This is a genomic window from Kineococcus endophyticus, assembly GCF_040796495.1.
Lineage (GTDB): Bacteria > Actinomycetota > Actinomycetes > Actinomycetales > Kineococcaceae > Kineococcus > Kineococcus endophyticus.
Genome location: NZ_JBFNQN010000007.1, coordinates 93573 through 112043, shown reverse-complemented (window position 1 = coordinate 112043; position 18471 = coordinate 93573). Strand labels below are relative to the sequence as shown.

18 protein-coding genes are annotated in these 18471 nt (G+C 74.4%); 8 read left to right on the top strand and 10 right to left on the bottom strand.

The genetic code is table 11. From position 1 onward, the window contains the following. Window positions 1–10 precede the first annotated feature (10 nt). Window positions 11–1180: a ribosome small subunit-dependent GTPase A gene (gene rsgA / locus AB1207_RS11450; RefSeq protein ID WP_367638407.1), complete on the top strand. Its 1170-nt coding sequence runs from the start codon at window positions 11–13 to the stop codon at window positions 1178–1180. On the opposite strand, the gene AB1207_RS11445 is transcribed toward rsgA, so the two are convergent. Next, window positions 1171–1764, bottom strand: a complete 594-nt coding sequence (locus AB1207_RS11445; RefSeq protein WP_367638405.1) for a TIGR03086 family metal-binding protein — start codon at window positions 1762–1764, stop codon at window positions 1171–1173. The two genes, rsgA and AB1207_RS11445, sit on opposite strands and share 10 nt — an antisense overlap. Before the next feature lie 61 nt (window positions 1765–1825). Between AB1207_RS11445 and AB1207_RS11440 the strand changes: the two genes are divergently transcribed. Continuing rightward, on the top strand, window positions 1826–2827 hold the full coding sequence (locus AB1207_RS11440; RefSeq protein ID WP_367638404.1) for a helix-turn-helix transcriptional regulator: 1002 nt from the start codon (window positions 1826–1828) through the stop codon (window positions 2825–2827). Window positions 2828–2831: 4 nt separating this feature from the next. On the opposite strand, the gene AB1207_RS11435 is transcribed toward AB1207_RS11440, so the two are convergent. Then, entirely contained in the window at window positions 2832–3941 is a 1110-nt protein-coding gene (locus AB1207_RS11435; RefSeq protein ID WP_367638402.1) for an adenosine deaminase, read from the bottom strand. Then, entirely contained in the window at window positions 3938–4876 is a 939-nt protein-coding gene (locus AB1207_RS11430; protein ID WP_367638400.1) for a DMT family transporter, read from the bottom strand. The genes AB1207_RS11435 and AB1207_RS11430 overlap by 4 nt, the downstream gene beginning before the upstream one ends. A 71-nt stretch (window positions 4877–4947) precedes the next feature. On the opposite strand from AB1207_RS11430, the gene AB1207_RS11425 reads away from it, so the two are divergent. The 6 genes from AB1207_RS11425 (at window position 4948) to AB1207_RS11400 (ending at window position 9801) form a co-directional block, all read left to right on the top strand. After that, window positions 4948–5862 (top strand): LysR family transcriptional regulator, encoded by a 915-nt coding sequence (locus AB1207_RS11425; RefSeq protein WP_367638399.1) that lies wholly within the window; start codon window positions 4948–4950, stop codon window positions 5860–5862. A 33-nt stretch (window positions 5863–5895) separates the two neighbouring features. Next, window positions 5896–7329, top strand: coding sequence for an MFS transporter (locus tag AB1207_RS11420; RefSeq protein ID WP_367638397.1), 1434 nt, complete (start codon window positions 5896–5898; stop codon window positions 7327–7329). Window positions 7330–7372: 43 nt separating this feature from the next. Beyond that, window positions 7373–8365, top strand: coding sequence for an intradiol ring-cleavage dioxygenase (locus tag AB1207_RS11415; protein WP_367638396.1), 993 nt, complete (start codon window positions 7373–7375; stop codon window positions 8363–8365). Window positions 8366–8393: 28 nt separating this feature from the next. Next, window positions 8394–8735 (top strand): DMT family transporter, encoded by a 342-nt coding sequence (locus tag AB1207_RS11410; RefSeq protein ID WP_367638395.1) that lies wholly within the window; start codon window positions 8394–8396, stop codon window positions 8733–8735. Further along, on the top strand, window positions 8732–9052 hold the full coding sequence (locus AB1207_RS11405; protein ID WP_367638394.1) for a DMT family transporter: 321 nt from the start codon (window positions 8732–8734) through the stop codon (window positions 9050–9052). Before AB1207_RS11410 ends, AB1207_RS11405 begins: the two co-directional genes overlap by 4 nt. A gap of 185 nt (window positions 9053–9237) precedes the next feature. After that, window positions 9238–9801 (top strand): hypothetical protein, encoded by a 564-nt coding sequence (locus AB1207_RS11400; RefSeq protein ID WP_367638393.1) that lies wholly within the window; start codon window positions 9238–9240, stop codon window positions 9799–9801. On the opposite strand, the gene AB1207_RS11395 is transcribed toward AB1207_RS11400, so the two are convergent. The 7 genes from AB1207_RS11395 to AB1207_RS11365 all read right to left on the bottom strand — a co-directional run bounded on the left by AB1207_RS11395 (window position 9780) and on the right by AB1207_RS11365 (window position 18454). After that, on the bottom strand, window positions 9780–12068 hold the full coding sequence (locus AB1207_RS11395) for a putative bifunctional diguanylate cyclase/phosphodiesterase (protein ID WP_367638392.1): 2289 nt from the start codon (window positions 12066–12068) through the stop codon (window positions 9780–9782). The genes AB1207_RS11400 and AB1207_RS11395 overlap by 22 nt on opposite strands. Before the next feature lie 109 nt (window positions 12069–12177). After that, window positions 12178–12684: a DinB family protein gene (locus tag AB1207_RS11390; protein ID WP_367638391.1), complete on the bottom strand. Its 507-nt coding sequence runs from the start codon at window positions 12682–12684 to the stop codon at window positions 12178–12180. A 5-nt stretch (window positions 12685–12689) separates the two neighbouring features. Then, a complete protein-coding gene (locus AB1207_RS11385; protein WP_367638389.1) occupies window positions 12690–13973 on the bottom strand; it encodes a thymidine phosphorylase in 1284 nt (427 codons plus the stop codon). Continuing rightward, a complete protein-coding gene (locus AB1207_RS11380) occupies window positions 13970–14410 on the bottom strand; it encodes a cytidine deaminase (RefSeq protein ID WP_367638388.1) in 441 nt (146 codons plus the stop codon). The genes AB1207_RS11385 and AB1207_RS11380 overlap by 4 nt, the downstream gene beginning before the upstream one ends. Further along, complete coding sequence (locus AB1207_RS11375; protein WP_367638387.1) at window positions 14407–15711, bottom strand: ABC transporter permease; 1305 nt, start codon at window positions 15709–15711, stop codon at window positions 14407–14409. Before AB1207_RS11375 ends, AB1207_RS11380 begins: the two co-directional genes overlap by 4 nt. Next, on the bottom strand, window positions 15708–16922 hold the full coding sequence (locus AB1207_RS11370; RefSeq protein ID WP_367638385.1) for an ABC transporter permease: 1215 nt from the start codon (window positions 16920–16922) through the stop codon (window positions 15708–15710). Before AB1207_RS11370 ends, AB1207_RS11375 begins: the two co-directional genes overlap by 4 nt. Beyond that, window positions 16919–18454 carry an ABC transporter ATP-binding protein gene (locus tag AB1207_RS11365; RefSeq protein WP_367638384.1) on the bottom strand — a complete coding sequence of 512 codons (1536 nt, stop codon included), beginning with the start codon at window positions 18452–18454 and terminating at the stop codon, window positions 16919–16921. Before AB1207_RS11365 ends, AB1207_RS11370 begins: the two co-directional genes overlap by 4 nt. Between the last annotated feature and the right edge of the window lie 17 nt (window positions 18455–18471).

Here is an 18471-nt window from a genome sequence, read left to right as displayed (position 1 = left end):
CCTCGACGACGTGACGATCGAGGCGAACCCCTCCGACCCGCTGACCCGGCTCGGCTGGGACGAGGACTGGGACCGGCGCTGGGCGGTGTTCCACGCGGGGTTCCGCACCGGTTCCACCGCGAGTTCCCGGGTGTTCTCCCCTGCGGGCACCCCGGGGGCGGCGATCCCCGCCAAGAACACCGGCGAGAACACCGAACCCCACCTGCTGCCGGCCCGCGTGGTGCGGGTGCACCGCGGCGCCTGCGACGTGCAGACCCCGCTCGGGCCGCAGCGGGTCGAGGTCCCCGCAGGGACGCTGGTCCCCGAACCCACCACGGGCGACTGGGTCGGCCTGTCGCTCGACGACCCCGACGGGGCCCGGCCCGTCGGCGTCCTGCCCCGCCGCACGGTCCTCGCGCGGGCCTCGGTCACGGGGCGTTCGGCCGAACACGTGCTGGCCGCGAACGTCGACACGGTCGTCGTCGCGATCGGCGCGGAGTCGCGGACGACGAACGGCCGCGTCGAACGGTTCCTGGCGCTGGCCTGGAACTCCGGGGCGCACCCCGTCGTGGCCCTCACCAAGAGCGACCTGGTTCCCGCGCACGACCTCGATCGCATCGCCGACCGGGTGCGGACCGACGCCGTCGGGGTCGAGGTCGTCCCGGTCCGCCAGGACGATCCGGCCACCGTCGCGGAACTGCGGAACCACCTGCGCGGCACCGTGGTCCTGCTCGGGTCCTCGGGTGCGGGGAAGTCCACGCTGGCCAACCTCCTGCTCGGTGAGGACCGTTTCGCGGTCGGTGCCGTCCGGTCCGTGGACGGCAAGGGACGGCACACGACGGTGACGCGGGAACTCCAGCCCGTCCCCGGTGCCGGAGAACCCCTCGTCCTCGTCGACACCCCGGGACTGCGCAGCCTCGGGGTGTCCGACCTCGGGGACGCCCTCGACCGGACGTTCGCCGACGTCGAGGAGATCGCGGTGGACTGCCGGTTCTCCGACTGCTCGCACACCTCCGAACCCGGGTGCGCGGTGCTCGCCGCGATCGACGCCGGCGTGTTCGACCGGCACCGCCTGGAGAACCTCCGCAAGCTCGAACGGGAACAGGCGTGGTTCGCCAGCCGGACCGATGCCCGCCTGGCCGCCGACCGGCGCCGGGAGTGGAAGAAGATCGCCAAGGCCAACCGCGACCGTTACACCTGAGTGGTGCTCACGCCGGGCGCCCGGCCGAGCCACCCGGACAACCGCACGTGCGCGGGCGCGTCGTCCGGGACCGCGACCGGCGGGTCGAAGGGGAACCCGTCCCGCTGCGCGGGCACCACGCGCCGGGCGATCTCCAGGACCCCGGCGAGGAACTCCTCGTCGAGCAGGTCCTGCCGGCCCGTCGCGACGGCGAGGTCCACGGCGTGGGTGGCGAACTCCTGGGCGTAGATCGTGGCGCCGACCGCACCGGGCATGTCGCCGGCCGGGTGGTGCACCGTCGTCGTCAGGACGGCGTCGTCGGCCCACGCCGCGCGCACCTCGGCCAGACCGGCGGCGTAGGCGGCGGTGAAACCCCCGTCGGGCTCCGACGTCAGGAGCGTGGGCAGCTCGAACGGGTGGCCGCCGCGGCCGATGTGGGCGACGCGGTGCGTGACGGCGACGAGGTGGCCGAGCAGGTCGCCGACGGTCCACGCCGTGCACGGGGTCGGTCCGGAGTGCGCGTCGGCGGGGACGGCGTCGAGCACGCGGCCGGCGAGCTCGGCGGCGCGGAGCATGGTCTGGCGGGGGTCCTCAGCACTGGTCATGACGGCAGCCTGGCCCCTGAACAAGACACCTCCTGTCACCTTTCCCTGACATCCTCACCGGGTGCGCGCCGACCGCCTCCTGTCACTGCTCTTCCTGCTCCAGACGCACGGCCGCTGCACGGCACCCGACCTCGCCCGGCGCCTGGAGGTCTCGACCCGGACGGTGCTGCGCGACGTCGAGGCGCTGTCCGCGGCCGGGGTGCCGGTGTGGACCGAACGCGGCCGGGGCGGCGGGATCTCGCTGGTCGAGAACTGGCGGACCGACGTCACGGGGTTCACCACGGCCGAGGCGCGCGCCCTCTTCTCCGGCTCGTCCGGCACCGCCGACCCGCAGCGGCCCGCGTGGGAGTCGGCCGTCCGCAAGCTGCTCGCGGCGACGCCGGCGGCCCAGCGCGCCCCCTTCGCCCGCGCGGCCGAGCGGATCCTCGTCGAACCGGCCGGGTGGCGTTCGCGCGAGGACCGCCCGGAGCACCTGGCGCCGCTGCAGGAGGCGGTCTTCTCGGCCCGTCGCATCCGGCTGCGCTACCGCTCGGCCGGCGCGACCCGCGTCTCGACGCGCACGCTGAACCCGCTCGGCCTCGTCGCCAAGGGCGGCACCTGGTACCTCGTCGCGGCGCCGACGGAGGCGGAGCGGGACTGGGAACGGCTGTTCCGCGTGGACCGCGTCGCGGGGGTCGACGTGCTCGACGACCCCGTCCCGGCCGACCTGCCGGGGCTGCCCGCGGTGTGGGAGCGGCTGCGGGAGCAGGTGGAACGCCCCTCGAGCGGCGGGGTCGAGGTGCGGCTGCGGATCGCCGCCGCCGACGCCGGGATGCTCCTGCGCATCGCCGACGCGCAGCTCGTCGCCGAGCCCGTCGTGCGGGAGCTGCCCCCGGACGGGGACGGCGACGAGCGGACCGTGGAGGTCACCGCCACGTTCCGCGCGCTGCCGGCCGCCCGGGCCGTCCTGCTCGGCCTCGGCCGGCTCGTCGTCGTCCTCGAACCCCCCGAGCTCGTCGCCGACCTCGTGGCGACGGCCCGGGACGTCCTCGCGACCTACGAGCCGGCCTACGACCGCGGGTGAACCCTCAGGCGAAGGCGGGCCGGATGACGTCGCTCGCGAGCGCCACGCGGTCGGGGAAGGGCAGGAAGGACCCGGACAGCGCGGTGATCGTGGCGCGCTCGACGTCCGCGAGGTCCCAGCCGGCCTCGTCCACGAGCAGCGCGAACTCGCGCGAGAGCGACGTGCCGGACATGAGCCGGTTGTCGGTGTTGACGCTGATGGAGAACCCGAGGTCCTTGAGCAGGGTGATGGGGTGCTCGGCCACGCTCGTCGCGGCACCCGTCTGGACGTTGCTCGACGGGCACAGCTCCAGGACGATCCCGCGGTCGCGCACCCAGGTCGCGAGGCGGCCCAGCGTGGCGTTCGGCAGACCGTGTGCGTCGCGGCCTTCACCGACGGTGACGTCCTCGACGATGCGGACGCCGTGCCCGATGCGCTCGGCGCCGCAGGGGTGCAGGGCGTCGGCGATGCTCGGCAGACCGAACGCCTCCCCCGCGTGGATCGTCACGGGGAAGTTCTCGGCGTGCAGGCGGTCGAAGGCCGCGAGGTGGTTCGAGGGCGGGAACCCGATCTCGGCGCCGGCGATGTCGAACCCGACGACCCCGGCGTCGCGGTGGCGCAGCGCGAGCTCGGCGATCTCCAGCCCGCGGTCGGCGTGCCGCATGGCGGTGACGAGCGTGCCCACGCGGATCGGCGTGCCCGCCGCGGCGGCCCGCTGCTCGCCACGGCGCATGCCGACCTCGACGGCCTCGACGACCTGGTCCAGGGTCAGGCCCTGCTGCAGGTGCTGCTCCGGGGCGTACCGCAGCTCGCCGTAGACGACGCCGTCCGCGGCGAGGTCGAGGACGGCCTCCTCGGCCACGCGGGCCAGGGACTCGGCGTCCTGCATGACGGCGATGGTGTGGTCGAACGTCTCGAGGTAGCGCACGAGCGTGCCGGAGTCGGCCGCGTCGCGGAACCACGCGCGCAGCTCCTCGGGGTCCGTCGTGGGCAGCCGGTGCCCGTTGGCCGACGCGATCTCGACGATCGTCGCCGGGCGCAGGCCGCCGTCGAGGTGGTCGTGCAACGACACCTTGGGCAGGGCGCGCACGCGCTCCAGGGTGGTCTGCGGGGTGGTGGAGGTCGTCTCGCTCACGGCTCCGATCCTGCCAGTTGCGCCGTCGGCCGCTCGCGCGCCGCCGGTCCCCGGGCGGCCGAGCGCAGTTCGATGCGCTGACCGGCAGCCGTCGCCCCGAGCAGCAGCACGGCCCCGAGCACGCCGGTCAGGCCGAGCGCGTCGCCGGCGAGGGCCACCCCGAACAGCACCGCCCACAACGGTTCGGTGCCGAGCAGCAGGCTGGCCCGGGCGGCCGAGGTGCGTCGCACCGCCCAGGACTGCGCGAGGAAGGCGAAGACGCTGCAGCCCAGGGCCAGGTAGGCCAGCCCCGCCCACTGCGCGGCGCTCGCGGACGTCGCGAAGCCGGTCGTGGCGCCCGGGGCCAGCACCAGGCCCACGACGGCGCCGACGACGGTCTGGACGAAGGTCAGCCCGCGCAGGTCCAGCGGCACGCGCCGGGTGACCCGGCCGATCGCCGTGACGTGGCAGGCCCGCACGACGGCCGCGGCCAGCACCAGGAGGTCACCGGCCGTGGGGGTGCGCCACCCGCCGCCGCCGACGAGCAGGGCGACGCCCACGACCGCGACGAGGGCCGCGGCGAAGAACGACGGCGGGAGCCACGACCGGGTCCACAGGCCCTCGACGGCCGGGGTGAGGAGGATGGTCGTGGAGATGAGCAGACCCGCGTTGGTCGCCGTGGTGCCCGCGACGCCGTACGTCTCCAGCAGCAGCACGGCCACCTGCGAGGTGCCCAGGACCAGCCCCCAGCGCAGCTCGTGCCGCCCGACCCGCGCCCGCGTGAGGACCACGACGACGGCGAGCGCGAGCGCCGCCCCGACGTAGCGCAGCGTCAGGACCGGCAGGACCGCGCCCGTCCCCGCGCTGCTGTCCAGCAGCACCTTGGCCGCGAGGTAGCTGCTGCCCCACACCACCGCGACGCCCAGCAGCAGGGCGTCCACCCGTCGATCACGCACCCCACCAGCGTCGGCGGCGGCGACAGTTCAGTCCAGCTCGATCTGCTGAACGCAAGGATTAGCATCGCTTCATGGACGAGCGTCAGCTGAGCGTGTTGCGCGAGCTCGCCGAGCGCGGCAGCCTGGCCGCCGCCGCCCGGGCGCTGCACGTCACGCCGTCGGCCGTGTCGCAGCAACTGGCTGCGCTGCAACGCTCCTGTCCCGCCCCGCTGACCGAGCGGCGCGGCCGGACGCTGGTCCTCACACCGGCGGGCGAGGCGCTCGCGAGCGCCGCCGTCGACGTCGCGGCCGCCCTGGACGCCGCCCGCCGCGCGGTGGGCGACCACCTCGACTCCGCGCACACCCCCGTCTCCGTCGCCGCCTTCCACTCCGCCGCGCTGGCCTGGTTCGGGCCCCTGCTGACCGCCCTCGACGGCACCCCGCCGCTGCGCTGCACCGACGAGGACGTCGCCCAGGACGCCTTCCCCGCCCTGGTCGCCGACCACGACGTCGTGGTCGCCCACCGGCCGGAGGCCTCCCCCGCCTGGCCGGCGCGGCGGGTGCGGGTGGTTCCGCTGCTGCTCGAACCCCTGCACGTGGCGCTGGCGGCCGACCACCCGCTGGCCGGGCGCGAGGAGCTGCGGGTCGCCGACGTCGCCGCCGAACGCTGGATCTCCGTGCACGAGGGGTTCCCGCTGGCCGGGGTCCTCGACGTGGTGGCGGTCGCCGCGCGCCGGCCCCTGGACGTGGTGCACCGCATCAACGAGTTCTTCGTCGCGGCGTCCGTCGTCGCCGCCGGTGACGCGATCGCCCTCATGCCGGCCCGCACGAGCCGCCCCGGGCCCGGCGTCGTGCTGCGCCCGCTGGCCGACGTGAGCGTGAACCGCCGGGTCGACGCGCTGCTGCGCCCCGAGGCGCTGTCCCGGCGCGGGGTGCGCACCGTCCTGGACGCCCTGCGCGACGTGGCCGGCTCCCCCGCACCGCCGGACGCGGGAGGAACGGGTTGAGCTGCAGCGCGCTGGAGGTCCTAGCGTGAGGTCGTGACCCAGAGCACCGACCGGGGCAGTGCCGCGCGCCCCACCCCGACCGACGCCGAGCCCCCCGCGGGCGGGATCTTCTCGCGCCGCTACCTCGTGATGACCCTCGGGACGACGGCTCTGGTCTTCCTCTCCGCCTTCGAGAGCCTCGCCGTGACCACGGTGATGCCGCTCGTGGTGGCCGACCTCGGCGGCCGCAGCGCCTACGCGACGGCCTTCGCCGCGACGCTGGCGGCCAGCGTGGTGGGCATGGTCGCCGCGGGCAGCTGGTCGGACCGCCGCGGTCCGGCCCGGCCGCTCCTCGCCGCGGTCGTCGTGTTCTGCGTCGGGCTGCTCGTGGCGGCGCTCGCCCCGTCGATGCCCGTCTTCGTCGCCGGCCGGTTCCTGCAGGGTCTGGGGTCCGGCGGGATCAGCGTGACGCTCTACGTCCTCGTCGCGCTGGCCTTCCCCCCGGCGCTGCGGCCGGCCGTCTTCGGCGCGTTCGCCGCCGCCTGGGTCCTGCCCTCGATCGTCGGGCCCGCCGCCGCCGCGTTCGTCGCCACGACGTGGAGCTGGCACTGGGTGTTCTCCGGGGTCCTCGTGCTCGTCCTCGTCGCGGCGGGCGCGGTGCTGCCCACGCTCCTGCGCGTCCGGGCCCCCGTGACGTCGTCGGACGCGTTCCCGACCGGGCGCTTCCTCGCCGCGGCGGGGACGTCGCTGGCGGTCGTCGCCGTGAGCTCGGCCGGCAGCCTGGGCGGCAGCGCGCTCTGGCGGTGGCTCGCGGCGGCCGTCGCCCTGGCCGTGCTCGTCGTGGCGGTCCGGCCGCTGCTGCCGGCCGGCACGCTGACCGGACGGCCCGGACTGCCCTCGGTCGTCCTGCTGCGCGGCCTGCTCGCCGCCACCTTCTTCAGCACCGAGGTCCACCTGCCGCGCATGCTCTTCGAACGGTTCGACGTCTCGCTGCGCCTGGCCGGGATCGTGCTGACGGCGGCGGCGGTCGCGTGGGCGTCCGCCTCGGCGGTGCAGGGGCGCCTGGGACCGCGCCTGCCGCACGTGCGGGCCGTGCGGATCGGCACGGTCCTGCTGCTCGTCGGCGTGGCCGCGCAGGCCGCCGTCGCGCTGGTGGACCCGGGGTCCGTCGCGGCGGCGGTCGGCTGCGCACTGGGCTGGTTCGCCGCCGGCGCCGGCATGGGGCTGGGGTTCCCCCGCACGACGGTCCTCGTCCTGGAGCAGTCGACGCCGGGTCAGGAGGGTTCGGGGTCCTCCGCGCTCACCATCGCCGACGCGGTCGGCGGCGGGACGGCGATGGCCCTGACCGGGTTGACGTTCACGGCGTTCGCCGCCGTCTCGGGCTGGGCCTCCTTCGCGGGCACCCTCCCGCTGTGCACGGCGCTCGCCGTCCTGGCGCTCGTCGCGGCCCGTCGCGTCGGGCAGCCCGTCTCACAGCCGGCGCACTGACGTCCCACCGCTCGTCCTGGGGTGGGGCACCGACGGTGTACCCATGACGAGCTACGAGGGCCGCCCGCTCCCCCGCCCCCACGAGGACGTCGACGACCAGGGGCTGGCGTTCGACATCGCGACGATGACGACGCGGATGACCTCCCGCGGGATCGGACGCCGCCGCGCCCTGGGCCTGCTCGGCCTCGGCGCCACCGGGCTGACGCTCGCGGCGTGCGGCGCCGACGACACGACCACCGGGTCGGCCGGCACGAGTTCCACCAGCGCCACCACGGCGAGCACGGCCTCGCTCACCGAGATCCCCGACGAGACCGCAGGCCCCTACCCCGGCGACGGTTCGAACGGCCCGGACGTCCTGGAGCAGAGCGGGGTCGTCCGCAGCGACATCCGCTCCAGCTTCGGATCGAGCACGACCACGGCGGAGGGCGTTCCCATGACCCTCACGCTGGACGTCGTCGACCTCGCGGGCGGGAACGTCCCGTTCGAGGGGGTCGCCGTCTACGTCTGGCACTGCAACCGGGACGGTGAGTACTCCCTCTACTCCAGCGACATCGCGGACGAGAACTACCTGCGCGGGGTCCAGGTGGCCGACGCCGACGGGAAGGTGACCTTCACGAGCATCTACCCGGCCTGCTACGACGGCCGCTGGCCGCACGTCCACTTCGAGGTCTACCCGTCGGTCGACGAGATCAGCGACGTCGCGAACTGCATCGCCACGTCGCAGGTGGCGCTGCCCGCGGACGCCTGCACCGCCGTCTACGCCACCTCGGGGTACGAGGCGTCGGTGACGAACTTCGCCAAGGTCGGCCTCGACACCGACAACGTGTTCGGCGACGACGGCGGCGCCTCGCAGACACCCGTGTACGAGGGCGATCCGACCACCGGCTACACCCTGACGCTGACCGTCGGGGTGGACACCACGACCGAACCCACCGCGGGCACGATGGCCGGCATGGGGTCGGACAGTTCCGGCCACCCCGCTCCCGGCGCAGGGGGAACCCCGCCGTCGGGCACCCCGGGTTCCGCCGCCGCCTGAGGGGTTCCCCGGCCGGTAGCGTGCCCGGGTGCGCACGAGAACCTGGGGCCTGCTGGCCGGGGCGGTCCTGTCGGAGGTCAGCGCGACGCTGGCCCTGAGGGCCGCGAACGACGACCCGACGTGGTTCGTCCTCGTCGTGGCCGGGTACCTCGCCGCCTTCGTGCTCCTGGCCGCGGTGCTGCGCGCCGGGATGTCGATCGGTGTCGCGTACGGGTTGTGGGCAGCGACCGGGGTCGTCCTCACCGCGGTCGCGGGGGCGTTCCTGTTCGCCGAACCCCTCACCCCCGTGATGGGCGCGGGCATCGCCCTCATCGTCGCCGGCGTCCTGCTGGTGGAACTCGGCGCGCGCCACCCCGAGGAGGACGCGTGAGCTGGGTGTTCCTCGCCGGCGCGGTGCTGTTCGAGGTCGCCGCGACCGCCGTGCTGCGGATGTCCGACGGCGGCCGGCGGCGCCGGTGGTTGCCCGTCACGGCCGCCGGGTACCTCGTCTCGTTCGGCCTGCTGTCCCTGGCGCTGCGGGCCGGGATGCCGGTCGGCGTCGCGTACGGGGTGTGGTCCGCGGTCGGCATCGCCCTCACCGCGCTGCTGGCGCGGGCGGTGTTCGGGGACCCGTTGACCCGCACGACGGCCCTGGGACTGGCCCTCATCGCCGCCGGGGTGCTGCTCGTCGAACTCGGCGCCCACTGAACTCCCAGGGGTTTCCCCAGGAACTCACCCGTCCGGCTTCCGCTGACCGGAACGCACGGTGTCCGAGGCGTCCGTCCGGGGGAAACCCGGTGCGCCGGAAGGGTGGCCAAGATCACCGGACGTCACGTACGGTGCACGCGTCCTGGCAGGATCCGGTCATCCCACCCGCACCTGGAGGAGACGACATGCCGCGCGCGACGACCGTTCTCGACACGACGACCACGCTCACCGGCGACGACCTGGAACAGGCGTGGAAGGTCTACGAACTCGCCTTCGCGGGCCTGGCCACCCGCGCCGTGCAGCAGCACCTCATGACCCGCGAGGAGTTCGAGGAGGTCTGCGCGGACGAACGGGTGTTCAAGTACGTCGTGCGCGACGTCGACCTCGACGTCCTCTGCGGTTTCGCGACGTTCTCCAACGACCTGTCCACCGTGTACCAGTTGTCCGAGGCGTACTACGAGCAGCGTTGGCCGCGGCAGTTCGCCGAGCGCAGCATCTGGTACATCGGCTGCGTGGGTGTGCACCCCGCCTACCGCAGCAGCGGTGTGTTCGTCACCCTCGTCGAGGCGATGTGCCGCGTCGTCCACGACAACCGGGGCATCGCGAGCCTGGACATCTGCCGGTACAACGACGAACGGCTGGCGCTTCCCCGCCTCATCGGCCGGATCGTGAACTCCTTCGGCCACGAGACCACGGGAGAACGCCTCGACGAGCAGACCTACTGGGCCTACGACTTCGCGTCGGCCTGAACCGGTCGCCGGTGGTGCAACGCCCCGGCGTCGTGCAGGTACTCGGCCACGTCCCGCGCGGACTGGGCACGGTGCCACAACCAGCCCTGTCCGTGCCCGACCCCGAGGCCGGCCAGGACGGCCCGCTGCTCCTCGGTCTCCACGCGCTCGGCGGTGACGGCGAGCCCGAGGGCCTCGCTGACCGCCACGACCGCGCGCACGACCGCGGCGTCGGCGTCGGCGCCGCCGAGACCGGAGACGAAGCTGCGGTCCACCTTCACGCGGGTCACGGGGAAGCTGCGCAGGTAGCTCAGCGCGGAGTACCCCGTCCCGAAGTCGTCGACGGCCAGGCCGACCCCGAGCCCCCGCAACCGGTCCAGCAGGTCCAGGGTGCGGTCGTCCTTCTCCAGCATCGAGGACTCGGTGATCTCGAGCAGGAGCGCGTCGCCCGCGATCCCGCGGGTGGCGAGCAGACCGTGCACGGAGTCGGCGAAGTCCTCGTCGAGCAGCTGCCGCGGTGAGACGTTGACGGACACCAGGAAGTCCTCGCCGACGACGCCGGCGTCCCGCCAGGCCGCGAGGTCGGCGAGCGCCGTGTCGAGGACCCAGCGGCCGACCTCGAGCACGAGACCGGTCTCCTCCAGCACGGGCACGAACACGGCCGGGGAGATCGGTCCGTGCAGCGGGTGGTTCCAGCGCAGCAGCGCCTCGACCCCGCGCGGGACGCCCGTCGCCAGGGAGACGATCGCCTGGTAGTGGACCTCGAGGGTCTGCTCCGCCACGGCGCAGCGCAGGTCGAGCTCGAACTCGACCTCGTCGCCGATGGCGCGGCGCAGGGCGTCGTCCCACAGGACGTGCCGGTTGCGGCCCTGCGACTTCGCCCGGTACATCGCCAGGTCGGCCTCGCGCAGGGCCACCGACAGGGTGGAGCGCACGGGCGCGAGCCCGATCGAGGCGGACACGACGACGTCACCGACGGGGAGCCGCACGGGCCGGCGCAGGGCGTCGAGCAGGTCGGTGGCGCACCGCACCGCGGCGGCGTCGGGTCCGGCGACGGCGAGGACGAACTCGTCCCCGGCCAGGCGCGCCGGCACCGCGTCCGGCGGGGCCACCGCCCGCATCCGGGCGGCCACCTCGCACAGCAGCATGTCGCCCACGACGTGCCCGTGGGTGTCGTTGACGCGCTTGAACCCGTCGAGGTCGACGAAGAGCACGTACCGCTCGGGGTCGTCGTCGGTGTCGGTCGCCAGGAGGGCGTCGACGCGGCGCTCGAACTCGTCGCGGCCGGGCAGGTCCGTCAGCGCGTCGTGGGTCGCGCGGTGCTCCAGGACGGCCTTGGCGGCCGCCTGCCCGTTGACGGCCGAGACCGCCCGGACGACGACGAGGCCGATCATCACGCACAGGAGGGTGAACGAGGCGCCCTGCCCGACGGGTCCCTGGTCGGTGCGGACGCTCGCGAGGTAGGCGGCGCCGAGCAGCGACAGGCACAGGACCACGAGCCGCGGCGCGGACCAGGCGTCGAACGTCGACGCGGGCTGCACCGGCTCCTCCCCCGCGCGGGGCAGGTGCAGGACGGCGACCGCGATGAGGAAGTAGGCGAGGAGGAAGGGCGCGTCGAACGCCGTCGGGGCGACGAAGTGCCCCTGCCGGCCCAGCACCGCGTACCCCAGGTCCCCCACGAGCAGGCAGGCCACCGCACCGGTCAGCCAGCGGTGCGCCGCGACGCCCGGGGCACTCATGATGACGTCGAGGACGAGGAGCACGAGGACGACGTCGAAGAGCGGGTAGACGCCGGCGAGGACCGACCCGAGGACGGTGCGCCCCGGCAGTTCCAGCACGGGCAGCACGAGGAACTGCACGGCCGCGGCCGCCGCGGCCAGGCTCGCGACGAGGACGTCGAACACGACCTCCCGGCGCAGTCCGCCGACCCCCCGCGCCATGCGCGTCAGGACCACGACGAGGAGGACGTACCCGGCCAGGGAGAACGGGTCGGGCGCGAAGGCGGCCAGGCCGGTCCACCCCTGCGCCAGCGGCCGCAGCGCCGAGCCGAGGAGGAAGAGGCCGGCGCACACCGGCACGAGCGACCAGGTCCAGGCCGGACCCGGGCGACGGCGGCGGACGACGACGGCGGAGACGACGAGGGCGCTGATGCCGAAGAGGCTGACACCGGCCGACCGCACGGCGTCGGGCAGCGGCAGCAGGTACGCGGCGACGAGCCCCGCGGCGAGGAGGAGGTACGCGAACGCCCCGCGCGGACGGCGCGGTGCTCGCGCCCCTGGCTGGAACACGTGGACTCCTCTCATCCCCCCGGTCCATCGGTGCGCTGCGCCCGCTCCTTGATCGCGCACTGGGCCGTTCGGGTGGCACCCTCGCACGTCCGAGCCGGCGGCGGACCCCCTAGTCCCGAGCGAGCACCTGTTCCCGCAGGATCTGGGCGTGCCCGCAGTGCTGCGCCAGCTCCCGCAGCACGTGCAGCAGGACCCACCGCAGCGGCAGCGGCCCCCGCCGGTTCCCCGAGACGACGTCGTCGAGACCGAGGTCCGCCACGGCCCGGCGGGAGGCGTCGCACGCGGCCGCGTGGGCGGCGCGCACCGACGCGACGGTGTCGTCGGCGCTCAGCACGAAGGACTCCGCCGGCCCGGCCTCGAGCCCGAGCTCGGCCCGGCTGCGCCCCGTCACCGCCTCCTCGAACCACACCCGCTCGACGAACGTGGCGTGCTTGACGAGTCCGAGCAGCGTCGTCGCCGACGGCACGAGCCGCCGCCGCGCCTGCTCCTCGGTCAGCCCGTCCAGGCACGCCGCCAGCGCCGCGCGGTGCTCCTCGACGAAGGCGTCCAGCTGCTCCCGCAGCCCCGCGTGCAGCACGTCCTCGGCGCTCGGGGGTCCGGCTCGGCGGGGGGCCACGCGCCTCAGGCGGTGACGCGCTGGTGCACGAGCGGCCGCGCCGCGGGCGCCTTCGCGGTGACGGGGAACCCGCCCTCCAGCGCCTGCAGCGCCCACTCGAAGCGCTCGGGGGTGTCGGTGTGCAACGTCATGACCGGCTGACCCGCGCGCACGGCGTCCCCACGGACGGCGTGCAGCTCGACGCCCGCGCCGGCCTGGACGGCCTCCTCGCGCCGGGACCGGCCCGCGCCGAGCCGCCACGCGGCGACCCCGACGGCCATCGCGTCGACGTCGAGGAACCCGTCGGCGGGAGCCAGCACCTCGTGGGTGTGCCGGGCCACCGGCAGCGGCGCGTCCGGGTCGCCGCCCTGCGCGGCGATCATCCGGCGCCAGGCGTCCATCGCACGGCCGTCGGCGAGGGCGTCGGCCGGGTCGACGGCGTCGAGGCCGACGGCGGCGAGCATCTCGCGCGCCAGCACGAGCGTGATCTCGACGAGGTCGGCGGGGCCGCCGCCGGCGAGCACCTCGACGGACTCGCGGACCTCGAGGGCGTTGCCCGCGGTGCGGCCCAGCGGGGTCGACATGTCGGTGACCACGGCGACCGTCTTCACACCGGCGTCCGTGCCCAGGTCGACCATGGTCCGGGCGAGCTCGACGGACTGCGCGAGCTCCTTCATGAACGCGCCGGAGCCGGTCTTCACGTCGAGGACGAGCGCGCTGGTGCCCTCGGCGATCTTCTTGCTCATGATGGAGCTGGCGATGAGCGGGATGGCCTCGACGGTGCCGGTGACGTCTCGCAGGGCGTAGAGCTTCTTGTCGGCCGGGGCGAGGTCGCCGGTGGCCGCGCAGATGACGGCGCCGAGGTCGGTGAGCTGCGCGCGGATCTCCGGCAGCGTCAGCGAGGCGCGCCAGCCGGGGACCGCCTCGAGCTTGTCGAGCGTCCCGCCGGTGTGGCCGAGCCCGCGACCGGACAGTTGCGGCACGGCGGCACCGCACGCGGCGACGAGCGGGGCGAGCGGCAGTGTCACCTTGTCCCCCACCCCACCGGTGGAGTGCTTGTCGACGCTGGGCCGCGGCAGGTCGGTGAAGTCCAGCCGCGCACCCGAGGCGATCATGGCCGTCGTCCACCGCGAGACCTCGCGCCGCGTCATCCCGTTGAGCAGGACCGCCATCGCCAGGGAGGACATCTGCTCCTCGGCGACGTCGCCGCGGGTGTAGGCGTCGATCACCCAGTCGATCTGCGCGTCCGACAGCTCCCCCCGGTCGCGCTTGGTGCGGATGACGTCGACGGCGGCGAACTGCTGGCTCACTGGGGTGCCTCTCCGGGCTTCTCGGGAGTGCGGGCGGGATCGGTGAGGTCGTGCGGGCCGAACGCGTCGGGCAGCACCTCGGTCATGGGGACGGTCCCGCGCGGGGAGTCCACGAGCAGGGTCGGCCCGCCGAACTCGAACAGCAGCTGGCGGCAGCGCCCGCACGGCATGAGCAGGTTCCCCGCGCCGTCGACGCAGGCGAACGCGACGAGGCGCCCGCCGCCCGTCATCTGCAGCTGCCCGACGAGCGTGCACTCGGCGCAGAGCGTGACGCCGTAGGAGGCGTTCTCGACGTTCGCCCCCGACACCACCCGGCCGTCGTCGACGAGCGCGGCCGCCCCGACGGGGAACTTCGAGTACGGGGCGTACGAGTGCTCCAGCGCCGCACGCGCGGCGGCGCGCAGGGCGTCCCAGTCGACGACGGGTGCGTCGGTCACGGGTACGCCTCCCCGCTCGCGGCCGGCGGCCGGACGCGGCCGACGAACCCGGCGACGGCGAGGATCGTCGCGAGGTACGGCAGCATCGCGAGGAAGCTCGACGGCACCGCGGCCGGTCCCTGCAGGATGCCGACGAGGGTCTGCAGGGCGGCGAAGAACCCGAACAGCAGCGCCGCTCCGACGGCGCCGCGCGGCGTCCAGCGACCGAAGATCACGGCGGCCAGGGCGATGAACCCCTTGCCGGCCGACATGTTCTCGGTGAACGGGCCGATCGTCCCGATCGACAGGTACGCCCCCGCCAACCCGGCGATCCCCCCGGCCACGACGACGTTGACGTAGCGGACCCGCAGCACGTCGATGCCCACGGTCGCGGCGGCCTTGGGGTGCTCCCCCACGGCCCGCGTGCGCAGGCCCCACTTCGTCCGGAACAGGACCACCTGCAGGGCGATGATCACCACGTACATGACGTAGACGAGGACGTTGGCCTGGAACAGCAGCGGGCCGAGGACCGGGATCTGCGACAGCCCCGGGACCGGCAGGGGCCCCAGCACGCCCGGGGAGTTGTACCGCTGGGTGTCGGTCTGCATGAGCGCCTTGTAGGCCCAGCCCGTGAACCCGAGGGCGGCCGCGTTGAGGACGACGCCGAGGATGACCTGGTTCACCCGGTAGCGGATCGCGAAGACGGCCAGCAACCACCCGACGACGGCCCCCGCCAGGACGGCGCCGACCACTCCGGCGCCGAGGTTCCCGGCCATCGACCCCACGAGCGCACCGGCGAACGCTCCCGTGAGCAACTGGCCCTCGATGGCGACGTTGACGACGCCGCTGCGCTCGCCCAGGACGCCGGCGAGGGCGCCCAGGATCAGCGGGGTGGCGAGGAACACCGTCTGCTGCAGCAGCCGCACGACGTCCATCGACTGCGCGTCGGCACCGCTCATGACCCAGCACAGGAACGCCACGACGAAGCAGACGAGGGTGACCGCGACGACCAGCGGACCGCGCCGGGCCCGGAAGCCCCGCGCGAGCTGGAACACCCCGAGGAGGACCACGACGACGCCGAGCACGACCGGCGTGACCGTCCCGGGGACCCGCAGGTCCGGCAGCGTCACCGACGACCCGCCACCGAAGCGGAACGTCGCGTCGGCCCCGCCCGACCCCAGGCCCCAGCCGAGGACGGTGACGAGGCCGACCACGACGAGCAGGGCGCCGGTCAGCACCCGCTTGCGCAGGCTGACGGGCGGCTCCACGTGGGGGAGCTCGACGACGGCCGCGGGGGCCTGGACGTTGGCCGAACCGCTCACCGGGTCCACCCTCCGGACAACTCCGCGCCCACGGCGGGACCGCCGGCGCGCAAGCGGAACACGGCGCGCACGAGGGCGGGCGCCGCGATGAACAGGACGACGAGGGCCTGGAGCACCCCGACGAGGTCGACGGGCACACCCGTCACGGACTGCATCTGCACGGCCCCGGCCCGCAGGCCGCCGAAGAGCAGCCCGGCCGCGATGACGCCGTAGGGGTTGTTGCGCCCGAGCAGCGCCACGGTGATGGCGTCGAACCCGATGTTCCCGGCCACGCTGCCGGTGACGCTGCCGGTGACCCCGAGGACCTGGGTCGCGCCGGCGAGACCGGCCAGGCCCCCGGCCAGCGCCATGGACACGACCTGCAGGCGCCCCACGGCCATCCCGGCCGTCCGCGCCGCGTTCGGGTTGGCCCCGACCGCCCGCAGCCGGAACCCCAGGCGCGACCGCTCGAACAGCCACCACACGGCGACGGCCGCGAGCACCGCCAGGACCAGGCCGAGGTTCACGCGCAGCGACGAACCGAGGAGCTTCGGCAGGACGGCGGTCTCGGCCACCTGCTCGGAGATGGCCTGGTTGTACGGCGGGCGCTGGAACCCGTTGACGCCGAGCAGGAAGGTCAGCAGGTTGACGGCGACGTAGTTCAGCATGATCGTCGTGATGACCTCGTGCGCGCCGGTGCGCGCCTTGAGGAGGCCGACCAGACCGCCCCACAGCACGCCGCCGAGGACCCCGGCGACGAGGGCGGCCAGCAGGTGGACGACGACCGGCAGGTCGAGGGTGAAGCCGACCCAGGCGGCCGCGACCGCCCCCACGATGATCTGGCCTTGGGCGCCGATGTTGAACAACCCGACGCGGAAGGCCAGGGCGACCGCCAGCCCGGCCAGGACGAGCGGCGTCGCGTTGACGAGGGTCTCCGAGATCGGCCGCAGCGCAGCCGTCCCGGACAGGTTCGGGTTGTAGACGGCCCCCTGCAGCAGCGCCAGGTACGCGTCGCGCACCGAGTACACGACGTTGAGCAGGAAGTCCTGCGGGTAGGAGAAGAAGTACCCCGCGCTCTGCCGGGACGGCTTGTCGCCGATGACGATGAGCACCGCCCCGACGAGCAGCGCGCCCACGACGGCGAAGACCGTCACGAGCCAGCTGCCGCCCCAGTGCGACCGGCGGCGTGGGGGCGCCTGCGCGGCGTCCTTCTCCAGCGAGGGCGAACTCACGCGTGGTCCTTCCCGGAGGCGGTGGCCCCTGTGGTCGCGGTGGCGCCCGCCATCAGCAGGCCCAGTTCTTCCTGCGTCGCGTCCGGGCCGACCTCGCCGGCGATGCGGCCGCGGAACATGACGACGATGCGGTCGGCCAGCGCCCGCACCTCGTCCAGCTCGGTGGAGACCAGCAGCACGGCCGCTCCGCGGTCCCGTTCGGCGACGATCCGCTGGTGCACGAACTCCTGGCTGCCGACGTCGACGCCGCGGGTGGGCTGGGCGACGACGAGGAGCTGCAGCGGACGCGACATCTCCCGGGCCAGCACGACCTTCTGCTGGTTGCCGCCCGAGAGCGTGGTGGCGGCGGCCTGCGCGGAAGGGGTGCGGATGTCGAACTCGTGGATGCGTTCCTCGGCGTTGCGCCGCACCGCCTCGCGGTTCACCGACGGGCCGGCGGCGAAGGCCGGGGAGTCGACGAGGTCGAGGACGAGGTTCTCGGCGATGCTGAAGGACCCCACGAGCCCGTCGTGCAGCCGGTCCTCCGGCACGTACCCGACGCCGAGCGAGAGCACGTCGGCGATGGGGCGCCCGGCGACGTCCGTGCCGGCGACGGTCACGGCGCCGGAGTCGACGGGTTGGAGGCCGACGACGGCACGGGTCAGCTCGGTCTGGCCGTTGCCGTCGACGCCGGCGACGGCCAGCACCTCCCCGGCCCGCACCTGCAGGTCGACGTCGTCCAGGAGCACGGCCCCCGCGGGGTCCACGACGCGGACCCCGGCCATCTGCAGGACGACCGCGCCGGGTTCGGCGGGCTCCTTCTCCACCCGCAGCCGCACGTCGCGACCGACCATGAGCGCGGCCAGTTCCTCGGGGGACGCCTGCGGGGACGCCTCCCCCACGACCTTGCCGCGGCGGATGACGGTGATGCGGTCGGCGACGGCCTTGACCTCGCGCAGCTTGTGGGTGATGAAGACGATGGACGTCCCCGCGTCGGCGAGCTCGCGCATGACGCGCATGAGGTCGTCGGTCTCGGCGGGGGTGAGCACCGCCGTGGGTTCGTCGAGGACGAGCACCTTGGCGTCGCGCAGCAGCGCCTTGACGATCTCGACGCGCTGCTGGACGCCGACGGCCAGGTCGGCGACGAGGGTGTCGGCCGGGATCGCGAGGCCGAAGCGCTGCGAGGTCTCCTCGACGCGCTGGCGGGCCCGGCGGCGGTCGAGGAACCCGCCCCCGGAGGTGAGTTCCGCCCCCAGGACGATGTTCTCCGTCGCGGTGAACGTCGGGACGAGCATGAAGTGCTGGTGCACCATGCCGATCCCGGCGGCCATCGCGTCGCCCGGGGAGGAGAACTCCACGGGCTCACCGTCGACGAGGATCTGCCCCTCGTCGGGGGTGTACAGGCCGTAGAGCACGTTCATCAACGTGCTCTTGCCGGCGCCGTTCTCGCCCAGGAGGGCGTGGATCTCGCCCTCCCGGACGACGAGGTCGATGGAGTCGTTGGCGACGAGGGGGCCGAACCGCTTCGTGATGCCCTTGAGTTCCAGTTGCACCTTCGGGTCGTTCCCCT